General features: G+C 62.0%; 16 protein-coding genes. 4 read left to right on the forward strand and 12 right to left on the reverse strand.

All coding sequences use genetic code 11. From position 1 onward, the window contains the following. The 4 genes from VZ95_RS08375 to VZ95_RS08390 form a co-directional block, all read right to left on the reverse strand. The coding region (locus VZ95_RS08375) for an NAD(P)(+) transhydrogenase (Re/Si-specific) subunit beta (protein WP_045775448.1) at positions 1-848 on the reverse strand (848 nt) is incomplete at its 3' end. A gap of 12 nt (positions 849-860) precedes the next feature. Then, on the reverse strand, positions 861-1274 hold the full coding sequence (locus tag VZ95_RS08380; protein WP_045775449.1) for an NAD(P) transhydrogenase subunit alpha: 414 nt from the start codon (positions 1272-1274) through the stop codon (positions 861-863). 8 nt (positions 1275-1282) lie between these two features. Next, entirely contained in the window at positions 1283-2434 is a 1152-nt protein-coding gene (locus VZ95_RS08385) for a Re/Si-specific NAD(P)(+) transhydrogenase subunit alpha (RefSeq protein WP_045775450.1), read from the reverse strand. A 126-nt stretch (positions 2435-2560) separates the two neighbouring features. Next, the gene (locus tag VZ95_RS08390; protein WP_045775451.1) at positions 2561-3028 is read right to left on the reverse strand and encodes a DUF1203 domain-containing protein; all 468 of its coding nucleotides are present in this window, start codon (positions 3026-3028) and stop codon (positions 2561-2563) included. Between the two features lie 148 nt (positions 3029-3176). Between VZ95_RS08390 and VZ95_RS21790 the strand changes: the two genes are divergently transcribed. Further along, positions 3177-4067 carry a 2OG-Fe(II) oxygenase gene (locus tag VZ95_RS21790; RefSeq protein ID WP_084627659.1) on the forward strand — a complete coding sequence of 297 codons (891 nt, stop codon included), beginning with the start codon at positions 3177-3179 and terminating at the stop codon, positions 4065-4067. Between the two features lie 29 nt (positions 4068-4096). Here VZ95_RS21790 and VZ95_RS08400 read toward each other — a convergent pair whose 3' ends face one another. Together VZ95_RS08400 and VZ95_RS08405 are read right to left on the reverse strand one after the other, a co-directional pair. Next, positions 4097-4921 carry an AraC family transcriptional regulator gene (locus tag VZ95_RS08400; protein WP_045775452.1) on the reverse strand — a complete coding sequence of 275 codons (825 nt, stop codon included), beginning with the start codon at positions 4919-4921 and terminating at the stop codon, positions 4097-4099. After that, positions 4918-5757 (reverse strand): AraC family transcriptional regulator, encoded by an 840-nt coding sequence (locus VZ95_RS08405; RefSeq protein WP_045775453.1) that lies wholly within the window; start codon positions 5755-5757, stop codon positions 4918-4920. The genes VZ95_RS08400 and VZ95_RS08405 overlap by 4 nt, the downstream gene beginning before the upstream one ends. Before the next feature lie 142 nt (positions 5758-5899). On the opposite strand from VZ95_RS08405, the gene VZ95_RS08410 reads away from it, so the two are divergent. After that, positions 5900-7087 carry an Acg family FMN-binding oxidoreductase gene (locus VZ95_RS08410; RefSeq protein WP_045775460.1) on the forward strand — a complete coding sequence of 396 codons (1188 nt, stop codon included), beginning with the start codon at positions 5900-5902 and terminating at the stop codon, positions 7085-7087. After that, entirely contained in the window at positions 7087-7584 is a 498-nt protein-coding gene (locus VZ95_RS08415) for a MarR family winged helix-turn-helix transcriptional regulator (RefSeq protein ID WP_045775454.1), read from the forward strand. The genes VZ95_RS08410 and VZ95_RS08415 overlap by 1 nt, the downstream gene beginning before the upstream one ends. Here VZ95_RS08415 and VZ95_RS08420 read toward each other — a convergent pair. After that, entirely contained in the window at positions 7562-7972 is a 411-nt protein-coding gene (locus VZ95_RS08420) for a VOC family protein (RefSeq protein WP_045775455.1), read from the reverse strand. The two genes, VZ95_RS08415 and VZ95_RS08420, sit on opposite strands and share 23 nt — an antisense overlap. A 237-nt stretch (positions 7973-8209) precedes the next feature. On the opposite strand from VZ95_RS08420, the gene VZ95_RS08425 reads away from it, so the two are divergent. After that, positions 8210-8668 carry a cysteine peptidase family C39 domain-containing protein gene (locus tag VZ95_RS08425; RefSeq protein WP_045775456.1) on the forward strand — a complete coding sequence of 153 codons (459 nt, stop codon included), beginning with the start codon at positions 8210-8212 and terminating at the stop codon, positions 8666-8668. A 25-nt stretch (positions 8669-8693) separates the two neighbouring features. Here VZ95_RS08425 and VZ95_RS08430 read toward each other — a convergent pair whose 3' ends face one another. The 5 genes from VZ95_RS08430 to VZ95_RS25350 all read right to left on the reverse strand — a co-directional run bounded on the left by VZ95_RS08430 (position 8694) and on the right by VZ95_RS25350 (position 12304). Further along, positions 8694-9575 (reverse strand): prephenate/arogenate dehydrogenase family protein, encoded by an 882-nt coding sequence (locus tag VZ95_RS08430; RefSeq protein ID WP_045775457.1) that lies wholly within the window; start codon positions 9573-9575, stop codon positions 8694-8696. Further along, a complete protein-coding gene (hisC, locus tag VZ95_RS08435; RefSeq protein WP_045775458.1) occupies positions 9572-10669 on the reverse strand; it encodes a histidinol-phosphate transaminase in 1098 nt (365 codons plus the stop codon). The genes VZ95_RS08430 and hisC overlap by 4 nt, the downstream gene beginning before the upstream one ends. A gap of 33 nt (positions 10670-10702) precedes the next feature. After that, the gene (gene pheA, locus VZ95_RS08440) at positions 10703-11584 is read right to left on the reverse strand and encodes a chorismate mutase (protein ID WP_052711609.1); all 882 of its coding nucleotides are present in this window, start codon (positions 11582-11584) and stop codon (positions 10703-10705) included. Positions 11585-11685: 101 nt separating this feature from the next. After that, positions 11686-11970, reverse strand: coding sequence for an LbetaH domain-containing protein (locus tag VZ95_RS08445; protein ID WP_198148170.1), 285 nt, complete (start codon positions 11968-11970; stop codon positions 11686-11688). Continuing rightward, positions 11948-12304 carry an LbetaH domain-containing protein gene (locus VZ95_RS25350; protein WP_198148171.1) on the reverse strand — a complete coding sequence of 119 codons (357 nt, stop codon included), beginning with the start codon at positions 12302-12304 and terminating at the stop codon, positions 11948-11950. The genes VZ95_RS08445 and VZ95_RS25350 overlap by 23 nt, the downstream gene beginning before the upstream one ends. Positions 12305-12407 lie beyond the last annotated feature (103 nt).

Raw genomic sequence — 12407 nt, forward strand, 5'->3', positions numbered from 1 at the left:
GCAGGCGCGCTGCCGCCATCGGTGCCGAAGCCGCCAAGGATGACGTTGAAGATCGAGCGGTTCATGCCCTTACACATAATGTAGGACAGAATCGCGCCGGAGGAGCCGACGAGCGCCCCGGTGATAATCAGCAGATTGTTATGCAGTGTGAAGCCGATGCCCGAGGCCGCCCAGCCGGAATAGCTGTTCAGCATCGAAATCACCACGGGCATATCCGCGCCGCCGATTGGCAGGATGAGCAGAAACCCAAGGGCCAGCGAGACGAGGCAGAGCAGGATAAAGGCCATCCAGCTTTGATCGATGCAGAACCACACGGTCAGCCCGACAATGGCAATCCCAAGGCCCGCGTTCAGCAGATGCTGCCCCGGAAACACCAAGGGCTTGCCGGAAATCAGCGCCTGGAGCTTGCCGAAAGCGATGATCGAGCCGGTGAAGGTCACGGCCCCGATGGCAAGGCCGATGGCCATTTCGATGCGGCTAATCAGCTTAATGCCGTTCGCATCGGTAATGCCGTAGCCGTCGGGGGCGGAGAAGGTGGCGAGCGCCACGAACACCGCCGCAAGCCCGACGAGGCTGTGAAAAGCCGCCACCAACTGCGGCAGCGCCGTCATTTGGATGCGCCAGGCGATGAAGGAGCCGACCGACCCGCCGATGAGAATAGCGACGAGGATGAGCCAGTAGCTCAGCACATGCGGCCCGGCGAGGGTGGTGATAATGGCAATCGCCATCCCGACAATGCCGAAGAGATTGCCCTGCCGCGCCGTTTGCGGGCTGGAGAGCCCCCGCAGCGATAGCACGAACAAGACGGAGGCGACGAGATAGAGCAGCGCCGATAGGTTTTCAGACATGGTCGCGCCCCCCTACTTCGTCTTTTTCTTGAACATCGACAGCATGCGATGCGTGACGATGAAGCCGCCGAAGATATTCACGCTGGCCAGAATGACGGCGAAGAAGCCCATCACTTTGGCAAAGCTAATATCGGCAGGCCCGGCGGCAATCAGCGCGCCGACAATGATGACGGAGGAAATGGCGTTGGTCACGCCCATCAGCGGCGAATGCAGCGCGGGCGTTACCTTCCACACCACGTAATAGCCGACGAAACAGGCGAGAAGGAAGACCGTGAGGCCGAAAATCGCGGGATCGACGCCGCCGTGGGCCGCTGCGGTGGCCGCGACGGTTTTGGCGTTGAGTGCGAGGGCCTGGATCTCGCCTGCAAGCATTTGGGCTTGGTCGGCAACGCCCGAGGCGGCGCGTTGAAATTCTTCAGGAGACATGGCGCACCTCAGGCTACGGGCTTGACGAGCGACGGATGGACCAGCGCGCCGCCCTTGGCGATCAGGCTGGCCTTCACAATCTCGTCGTCTTCATTGAGGGTGAGTTTCTTCGTCTCTTTATCGACCAGCGGCGTGAGGTACGCCAGCAGATTGCGGGCGTAGAGGGCGCTCGCGTCGGAGGCAATCAGGCTCGGCATATTGGCATGGCCAATAATCGAAACCCCATGCTTCACGGCGATTTGTGCGAACTCCGCAAGCTCGCAATTGCCGCCTTGCTCGACCGCCAGATCGACAATCACTGAGCCCGGCTTCATGCTTTTCACCATCGCTTCCGTCACCAAAATCGGGGCTTTGCGGCCGGGAATAAGGGCGGTGCAGATGACGATATCCTGCTTTTTGATCGTCTCGGCGATCAGGGTCGCCTGCTTTTCCTTATAGCTCGCGCTCATTTCCTTGGCGTAGCCACCGGCGGTTTGCGCCTGCTGGAATTCCTCGTCGATCACGGCCACGAAGGTTGCGCCCAGGCTTTCCACCTGTTCTTTCGTCGCCGGGCGCACGTCGGTCGCCGACACGATACCGCCCAGGCGGCGCGCGGTGGCAATCGCTTGCAGCCCGGCCACGCCCGCGCCCATCACCAGCACGCGGGCGGGGGGAACGGTTCCGGCGGCGGTCATCATCATCGGAAACCCGTGGGCGAAAACCGATGCGGCTTCGATGACGGCTTTATATCCGGCAAGATTGGCTTGGGAGGACAGAACGTCCATCACCTGCGCGCGGGTGATGCGCGGCACGAATTCCATCGCAATCGCCGTAACCCCCGTTGCGGCCAGGGCATCCGCCTGCCCGCCGTAGGGATCCATCAGCCCGACCACGACTTGCCCCGGCTTCAGCAGGGCAAGTTCGTCTAGGTCCCCTTCGCCGGCCGCCAAGGGGCGACGGACTTTTAGGATCACCTCGGCATCGGTTACGGCCTCGGCGGCGCTGGCGGCAATCGTCGCGCCTGCGGCCTGATAGGCCTCATCGAGAAAAAAAGCCCCGTCGCCCGCGCCGGTTTCCACCGTCACGCTGGCACCCAGGCCGATGAATTTTTTAACCGTCTCGGGGGAAGCGGCCACCCGCCGCTCATGAGGCCGGCGTTCTTTGAGTACTGCGATTTTCATGCTCGCACGCCCTGTTTCCTCTAGCATACTGCGTCCGGTTGACGCATCCGTGAGCATGCCCGATATCGCGCAAGGCGAGCAATAAATTTTCAGATTCCCCTTGGATTTTGAGCGAAACGAAATGGTTTAGACCGGGTCGATGCGCGCGGCAAAGCAGCCGTATTTCGCATAATGGGCGTGAAGATAGGCCGCGCCAGGGAGGGCGAGCAGCCGTTCGATGGCGGTATCAGCCTCGGCCCCTGCGACCAAATCCGCCATTATTATGAAATGATCGGCGTTGAAGGCGCGGATCGAGAGCGTGCGGCGGCGCATCACGTCGGGCACGTCATCGGTAAAGCTTGCGGCCTCCCGCGCGCCCTCGCGGATAAAAATCGCGTGACGCCCGTGATAGGGCGAGTCGGCGGGCTGATAGGTGTGATTGAGCAGCAGCAGGTTTTCCCCCACGGCGGCGTCGCGCAATTCGATCCGCTCCGGGTAGCCGGGGGATATGTCGACGGCGCGCCGAACCACGCCCCGGTCGCGCAACGCCGCGTCGGACAGGCCGTAGAGCGGTAAAAAAGGTTCGGGGGATAAGCCGGTAATGCGGAAACTCATGGGGGGGGCTCCTCTCGGGAATGACTGGCCCCACTGTGCCCGCGCGGGCCGCCGTCGCCCTCCCGGTTCTTGCGCTTCGGTTTTAAAGCGCGCGCGGTTTGGGTAGCCTATAGTGCTGTTGTGCTCCTTTCGCTTCGATAGGCTCTGAATGACCGACGCCCCCGCCTCTCCCCCTCTTCCGCCCGCCTTTGTGGAACGGATGACGCAGCCCGCCGTGCTCGAACAGTTTCTGGCTGGGCTGGAGCGGCGTCTTACCCCAACGGATCGGACCGGCCTGCATCGCCGGGCAAGTCTCTTTCGTGGGCTTGGACGCGGGGCCGAGGCGGCAGAGGCCTATCGGGCGCTGCTGGACGCCGATCCTGACGACCGGGCGGCCCAAGCGGGCGCGGCGATTTTTACTGGCGCACCGTTGCCGGAGGGCGCGCGCGGCCCGACGCCTTTCGCGCAGCTTACCGATGTTTTCTCCGCCGACCAACAAGAACGCCTGTGGCGGAGTCTCACCGACGACAGCGCGAGCCTCACGCCCGCCGGCGTTTATACCGGCGGAACCCAGCCGCGCGTCGATGGGGAAACGCGGGTGGCGCAGCTCTTAGAGCGGGCCGATTCGGTGCGCGCCTGGTTTTTGCCCTGGCTTGAGGAGGTGATCGCCCGCGCCGAGATTCTGCCTCGGTTGGGCCTTGCGCCCTTTGCGGTTGGTCGGCGTGAACTTCAGGTGACGGGGCATAGCGACGGCGGCTTCTTTAGTGTGCATAGCGACGCTGCCGCCAATCCCGACGCGCCAACTTGGGCGCGGCAAGTAACCTTCATCTATTATTTCCATCGCCTGCCCCGGCGCTTCACGGGCGGCGATTTGCTGTTGTTCGACCCGCCCGGCGGCGGCGACCTCAGCTTTACCCGCATTGATCCGACGCATAATTCCCTAGTGTTTTTCCAATCGACCCACCTGCATACGGTCACACGGGTGCAGTGCCCGTCCCCCGATCCGCTCGATGGGCGCTGGACGGTGAACGGGTGGTTGCATCGGGCGGAGGCTGAGTGAGGGGGGGGGGAACTCCCCGGAAGCCCGGCTTAGCCTTTCAGCGGCACATAGATCAGCGTTTGCCACTCGGTTGGCGGCAGACTGCGGGGGTCGTTGAGATATTCTTCCAGGCAGGGCTTATCGTCGGGCTCCTGGCCGCTGGTCGGCAGCCAGTCGCCGAAGAACCACTGATAGGCTTTTTCCAACTCAGCGTAGGGGCCAGTGTGCAGCGCCGTGACATAGCGCCCCCCGGCAATGGTGAGTGCATGGGCGGGCGCAGAAACTTCCGTGCCGGGCGGGACCGTCAGGCAGGCTTCTGAGCGCAAGTCGGCCACGGGCACGGCACTCGGATCGTCGCAATAGACGCCGAACATCCGCGTTTGCGGCCCGATCAGCCCGCGCGTCCCGGCATAGATCGAGACCTGCTCGAAGGCTTTGCCGATTTCCATATAAGAGCCGCGATGCGCCACGGCGGCGCAGGCCAGATCGGGCAGGGTGACGAAATTAATCGGTAGCATCTTATCCTCCATCGCGTTGGGAGAGGTAGTTCTCAGGCGGTACAGCCCCGGCGGGGCGCCGTAATCGGCAGAAAAACTGCGGGTGAACGCCGCTTGGCTGCCATATCCGGCGCGGCTCGCGATATCGGCAATCGGTTGGTTCGACTGCGCGAGTTGCCCCGCCGCCCGGTGCAGCCTGAGCCGCCGCACCGTTTCTGCCACCGTTTCGCCGGTGATCCCGCGATAGAGCCGGTGGAAATGATAGGGCGAGAAGCAGGCAACCTCTGCCAGCCGGTCCAGGTCTAAAGGCGCATCAAGGTTGGCCCAGAGATGATCGACGACCCGCAGAATGCGCGCTTCGTAGGGCGGAAGGCTCATTCCCGAGAGCCCTCTTCTGCCAAGGGAATATAGATTAGGGTTTCTAACTCGGCCGGAGGCACCTGCTTGGGATCGTTCAGATATTCCTCCAAGCACGGCGCGTCGCCCGGCTCGATCCCTTGGGTCGGGAACCACGTGCTATAGAGCCACTGATAGGCGCGCTCCAATTCAGCATACGGGCCGATAAAGCGCGCCACCGCATAGCGCCGGTCGCCTAAAGCGAGACGTTCCAGCGGTGGCTCTGCCAGTGTGTGCGACGGCACCGTGAGGCAGGCGTGTGCGCGCAAGGCTTCGGCGGGCACCAGGGTGGGATCGTCGTAATAGACCGCGAAAAATCGCGTCGTCTCCGTCATCAACCCACGCGGCGCGGCGTGAAGCGCCAACCTCTCGAAGGCTTTATCGATGTGCTGCTCCGGCCCAACGTGCGCCAAGGCAAGGCACGTCAGGGCGGGTAAACGCAGCGTTTCAACGGGAACCATTTTTTCCTCCAACTGATCTGGCGAGGCCGCCGACTGACGATAGAAGCCCGGCGAGGCCCCATAGTAGGCGGCAAAGGCGCGGGTGAACGCCGCTTGGCTGCCATATCCCGCCGTCGCGGCGATTTCGGCAATCGGGCGTTCGGACGCTAACAGCGCGCCTGCCGCCCGGTGCAGCCTGAGCCGTCGCACCGTTTCCGCCACCGTTTCGCCGGTGATCCCGCGATAAAGCCGGTGGAAATGATAGGGAGAGAAGCAGGCCACATCCGCCAGCCGGTCCAGGTCTAAAGGCGCATCAAGGTTGGCCCAGAGATGATCGACAACCCGCAGAATACGGGCTTCGTAAGCTGTCTCTGTCATACACCCTCTCCTCTCACGGTTGAGAGAAGCATAAGCGGCTTTGATAAATCTTGCGAACTTGGAGCGCGGTCAGAAAGGCTTGACATAGAGGGATAGTAAGGAGCCATACTATTAGTATGGACCCTTATCAATGGAACCGATCATGCCTCACGCCAACCGCCGTCGCTTTCTGAAATGGACCCTCGGGGGCTTTGCAGCCCTGACCACTGCCGCAGTTGCCGGAGGGGTCGGGGTGAGCCTGATCCCGGAAGTTCCCGACGCTGCGATCACCCCCTGGCGGACCGCAGGCCAGGGCCAGGATGTGCGCGAACGGGCGCTGTCCTATGCCGTGCTCGCCCCCAATCCCCATAATCTGCAATCCTGGTTGATCGAATTGGTCGGCGATGACCGGATGCGTCTGTATGTGGACCGTAGCCGCCTGCTGCCCGAGACCGACCCGTTCAGCCGTCAGATCGTTATTGGTCAGGGCTGTTTTCTCGAAACCCTCGTGCTCGGGGCGGGGCTGGTAGGCTATCGCTGCGCGGTGAGCCTGTTTCCTCAGGGTAGCTTCGGGGCTGATGGCATCGATCACCGCCCCGTCGCCGATATTCACCTGAGCGCGGGCGGTTCTGCCGATCCGCTGGCCGCCGCGATTACCCTGCGCCGCAGTGTAAAGGAACCCTTCGACGCCAAGCGCCTGCCCAGCGAGGGCCAGTTGCGCGCCCTTACCGCGCTCAGCACCGCCGACGTGCGCGTGGAGGCCACAGCCGCTCCGGACCGCGTGGCCCGGCTGCGCGGGCTGCTCTATGAGGGCATGGAGATCGAAACTCGGTTGCCGCGTACCTATATGGAAAGTGTCAAGCTAATGCGGATTGGGTCGACGGAAATCGCTCAATACCGCGACGGCATCGACCTTGGCGGCGGTATGATCGAAGTGTTAGGCCGCGCCGGGATTATCACGCGGGAAGCCCTGGCCGATCCCACCAGCAACAGTTTTCAAGCCGGGCTCGACCTGTATAAAGCCATGACCGACGGCACCCCGGCGTTGGTCTGGTTCACCACGCCCGGTAACCGCCGCGAGGATCAAATTGCCGCCGGGCGGGCCTATCAACGCCTCGCCCTCAGCGTTACTCAGGCGGGCCTTGCCCTGCACCCAATGAGCCAGCTTTTGCAGGAATATCCCGAAATGGCGGGCGCGCTGAAACGCTTGCTCGCCGAACTTGACAGTAAAGCGCCAGAACGGGTGCAGATGATCGCGCGGATCGGCTATGGTCCGGAGGTCTCTCCCGCCCCCCGGCGTGATCCGGCGACGCTGATCGCCCCCGGGCCGAAACTTTCGATGGCTTTCTAATGTCCAATCCTCCGCCGCCCGCTTTTCAAGTGCTCAACGAGATTGGGATTATCGCCCAACTGGCCGGGCGGCGGTTTGAACAGGTGATGCCCCTAGGCATGAGCCTCGCCCAGTTCACCGCGCTCAATCATCTGGTGCGGATGGGCGATGGGCGCAGCCTCGTGCGGATGGCGAGCGCGCTTCAGGTAACGAAAGCCAGCATGGGGGAAGTGGTCCGGAAACTCGCGGAGAAAAATCTCGTCACCATCACCCCGGACCCTGAGGATGGGCGCGGCAAGCGCGTCTATCTAACCGAGGCGGGACGGGCAGCGCGGGAGGCGGCGATTGCCGCGCTCGGGCCGGACATGGCCACCATGACCGACACTTTCGGCAATGCCTTTTTCAACGACCTTATCCCAAAGCTTGCAGAGTTCCGCCGTTGGCTCGATGCGGCCCGGGAGGCTGGACTGAGCGCCTCCCGCACCCCGCCAAGTGCTACATCGGGCGGTCGAGATTAATCATCCAGGATACGCCGAATCGGTCGGTAAGCACGCCGAAGCGGATGGCCCAGAAGGTTTCTTCCAGCGGCATCGTCACCGTGCCACCGGCGCCGAGTGCGGCAAACAGCCGTTCGGCGTCGTCAATCGAGGTCGCCTGCACCGAAATGCTGAAACCTTGATGCGCCACCGCACCCGGCCCCATCCCGTCCGACGCCATGAGCGCAACGCCATTGTACCGCAAGGAGGCGTGCATGATCTTATCGCGCCACTCAGGGAGAACCTCAGCTTCGGCGGGGGTACCGGCGAAGGGCGCAATCATTTCAAGCTCCACCCCCAGGCATTCGGCGTAAAAGCTCATCGCCTCCCGGCAGGTTCCGCCGAAGGTGAGATAGGTATTGAGGCTCATGGCACGCTCCGAAACAAAAAGTGAACGATGCGCTCAAACTACCTGTCTTCCAGGCGAATGGCAAGCCTTCCTACGCTTATTTCGGCCCGATTCGAGCGCCCGAAACGCGGCCGTCAGGTCAACCGAGGTCGGGGGGAATTTCTGTGCGCGGGCGATTGGGGGCGTTGGATTCTGATATAGAAAATATAATTCAGATTCAATATATTGGCCTGAACAACCTCCAAAGAGACCCCAAGCATGAAAAGAATTGCTCAAATCGATGAACAGGGGTGCGGGGTTGCCTGCGTTGCCATGATTGCCGGTGTTTCTTATCAAGACGCCCGCACGATACTGTTCCCCGACAATAATATTTCGAGCGTCAAACACCCTCAACTTCGCTCGGCTCTCGCGCACTTCGGCATTACCCTGAGTGCCGGACGCCGTTTAGGGAAGCTCGGTTTCGATGATCTGACCCAGGATGGTATCATCTGGACCTATGTCACCTTAAAAACCGAACTGTGGAAGCATTGGACGGTGTGGGACGCCAGCGCCCAGGCGATTCTCGACCCCTACCAAGGCGATATCGGCAAGCGTGCCCTGCGGCTGGTCTCGATTTTTGACGTTCAGCGCCCCAAAAACCTGCGCAAAACTAGAGCAAATCCCGAGCGGGCGGACTCGCCCCCGACGACGCATTTGCGGACCAAAACAAGCGCTTAGAGTGATTGGCGCGCAGCCAATCACTCTAAGCCTGTTTCGCCGCAATAATCCCGCGCCGGATGGCGCGCGTGGTGGTGAATTTTTCTTCCAGCGTCGCGCCGTCGCCGATGCGGATGGCGCGGGCGAGCAGGCCCAAATCCTCGTGCAGCCGCCCGAGCATTTCCAAAACCGCCTCGCGGTTATTCAGGAACACATCGCGCCACATAATCGGGTCGGACGCGGCGATGCGGGTGAAATCGCGAAAGCCGCCCGCCGAATATTTAATCACTTCCTGCTGCATATGCTCTTCGAGATCGGTGGCGGTGCCGACGATGGTATAGGCGATGAGATGCGGCAGGTGCGAGGTGATGGCGAGCACCCGGTCGTGATGCTCGGCGCTCATGATTGTGACGAGGCTGCCCATCGCCTCCCAGGCGGCTTGCAGGCGCGCGACGGCGGCCGGGTCGGCGGTTTCGGTCGGCGTGAGAATGCAGTGACGGCCCTCGAAAAGCTCGGCGAACCCGGCGCTTGGGCCGGAATATTCGGTCCCGGAAATTGGGTGGCCGGGGATAAACTGCACCCCCTCCGGTAGAACCGGCGCGACATCACGCACCACCGCCTGCTTGACCGAGCCGACATCGGTGAGAATCACCCCCGGCGCAAGATAGGGCGCAAGCTTGGCCGCCACCTTGCCGCAGGCCCCCACGGGCACGCAGAGAATGACGAGATCGGCCCCATCGGCGAGGGCAGGATCATCCCCCGCCGCATCGACTAGGCCGAGGCTCAGGGCTTCGGCCACATGGTCCGGCGTATGGTCGAGCGCAACAATCTGGCGGGCGAGCCCGGCCTTGCGCAGGGCGAGCGCCAACGAACTGCCGATCAGGCCAATGCCGACGATCAGCACGCGGTTGAAGGGGCTTAGGCTCATGCTGCGAGGAACTCGCCCAAGAGGCGCACCGCCTCCTGAAGCTCGTCTTCCGGCCCGACCGAAATGCGTAAAGAATGGGGCAGCCCGTAGGAGGCCATCTTGCGGATCAACACGCCGCGCTGGGCCAGATAGTCCCAGGCCTCAGCGGCGGTTTTGCCCGGCGTCTCAGGGAAGCGGACCAGCACGAAATTGGCCGCACTGGGCGCGACCGACAGGCCAAGGCCGGTCAGTTTTTCCGTCAACCACGGCAGCCACGCCTCGTTATGGGCACGGGAGCGGGCGAGGAATTCCGTATCCTCAACCGCCGCCACCCCGGCGACCTGCGCCGAAAGGCTCACATTGAACGGCCCGCGCACGCGGTTCAGCACATCGGCGACCGGCGCGGAACAATAGGCCCAGCCGAGGCGTAGTGCCGCCAGCGCATAGATTTTCGAGAAAGTCCGCAGCATCACCACATTCGGGTGCGCCTCGACCAGCTCGATTCCCGCCGTGTAATCATTGCGGCCTTCGGCATATTCGGCATAGGCGGCGTCGATAATCAGCAGCGTTTCCGCAGGTAGCCCCGCGTGCAGGCGCGCAATTTCCTCCGGCGGCAAATAGGAGCCAGTGGGATTATTCGGATTGGCGACGAACACGACGCGGGTGCGCGGGGTGACAGCGGCCAGCATGGCATCGACATCGGTGCGCAGGCCCGTTTCCGGCGCAGCAATCGGCGTTGCCCCCACGGTTTTTGCGCCAATCGGATACATCAAAAACCCGTGCTGGCTGTAGAGCACTTCATCGCCCGGCCCGGCGTAGGATTTCAGCAGCAGGGCGATCAACTCGTCGGACCCGGCCCCGCAGACGATGCGGCTGGCGTCGAGCCCGTGTTTCGTCGCCAGCGCCGCGCGCAGGGCCGTGCTGCCGCCATCGGGGTAGCGGTGCATGTCGCCCGCCATCGCCCGCAACGCGGCAACCGCCGCCGGGCTCGGCCCCAGCGCGCCTTCGTTGGAGGAAAGCTGTTTCAGCGTCGTCGTCGCCCCGACCTGATTTGCGCCGCTGACATAGACGGCGATATCCAGAATACCGGGGCGCGGAATAGGAGCTTGGCTCATGGGAGTAACTTTTCTAACCGGAAAGGAAGGAGGCTATTTGCGCCGCAGCGGCATCGGGTAGCCGCCGATCACGCGCGGTTGGCCGATTTCATCGGGATTATCACGGTGGAGCGCGTGCAGGCGCGGATCATCCTCGGTGACGAAGCCTTCGACCTCGATCAAATGCAGCCCCGGCAGGCCGGGTTTATCGAGCTGATCGGTAATCCATTCGACCGTGAACCCAGCGGCCCCGGCGCGCGACAGCAACCGCGTGCGGCTGATTTCTTTTAGCGTCTCAACCACAAGGAAGCTGCGGTCCTCCCCGGAAGCTTCCATCGGCGCGCGGGCAATCACCAGCGCCGAAGGGGCGTTCGACGGGCCATAGGCGGGCAAACGCGCCACAATGCGCGGCGATTTATCGTCGGCGCGCTGCACATATTGCCACCAGGGGTCGGAATCGCCTTCTTGCGGCCACGGCAGAACGCCGAGCGTGCTGGTATCGTCGCTCACCGCCCGCAACACCGATCCCGCCGACAGATGGACCGCCAGGGCGGGCAGCACGCCGAAATGGTCGCGCGCCAAATCCCAATAAACCCCATCGCCTTCGGGCAGGTAGACGGCAATGGTGAATTTGCCTTCCATCATCGTCATATCGCCGATGATTTCACGCCAGATGCGGGCAATCGCGCCAAAAGCGAGCGGGCCTTGATGCCGGGCGGCGAGGCGGCGCATAATTTCGGCTTCCCGCGCCGGGCGCAGAACAATGGCATTCTGACCGCGCTTCCAGGCCCCAACCTCGGTCACAACCTCGGCCCGGCGCATCAGCAGGTCATGGATTTGCGTATCCAGCCGATCGATTTCCTCACGAAACGCCAACAACCGCTGCGGGGTCGCCTCGGTCGGGACGGGAGGGGTGCTTTCGCCAGCGTCGGTCATCCTAGTCTCACTTAAATCACACGGGTCCGGCAGGACCGTAGCGCGCCGGGACGATGAACGAAAGAGGAAGAGTGCGATGGGCGGGTTGCAGGGACGCTTTGCTATTTCGGAATTTGATCGATCAAAGCAAGCCGCTCGACATTCGTATCAGGAAAAATGATCGTCCCCGGCGCTAAAACCGCATTCGCGCCAATGCAAGAATGCGCGCCGACCACCGCCCCAAATTTCTCAACGCCCGTTTTAATGATATAATTTTCAAAATAGATCATTATTTCTTTATCTCGATTTTCATTGCGATGGTTTGCAATAATACTCCCTGCCTCCATGTTTACGTTTGGGCCAATCAGCGAGTCGCCGATAAAATTAAAATGCGCAATTTTTTCCACCTGAGAAAAGGACTGAGGTTTTAATCTCAACGCCCGGCCCAATCACGCACGCAGCTCCAAGCCAAACGCCGCCGCGCAAATAGGTACCGCTGGCAATAAAGCCGTTTGGCCCGACGATCACCGGCGGCTTCAGGATTGCGCCGGGTTCGACCCGAGCGCTAGCATGGACAGCAATGCCCGCATCAATCCGAAACTCGGGGCCAAGGGTGGCGACCTGTGCCCAAAGAAACTCCGGCAGATTTTGCGTTATATGCCAGGGAAGGCGATCCGCTATCTGCGGCATCTCCATTAAAGCGGCAGGCCCTAAAATATCGGTAAGGTTGAAGCGATCCAAAAGCGGCAATCCCGTAACACAAGCGGCTTGAGCTAATATACAGGTTAATGCATTGATTTAGAATAAATTTCTCCGATCCGTTACGATAAGATCAATCGATTGA

The organism is Elstera litoralis, from assembly GCF_000963705.1.
GTDB classification, from domain to species: domain Bacteria; phylum Pseudomonadota; class Alphaproteobacteria; order Elsterales; family Elsteraceae; genus Elstera; species Elstera litoralis.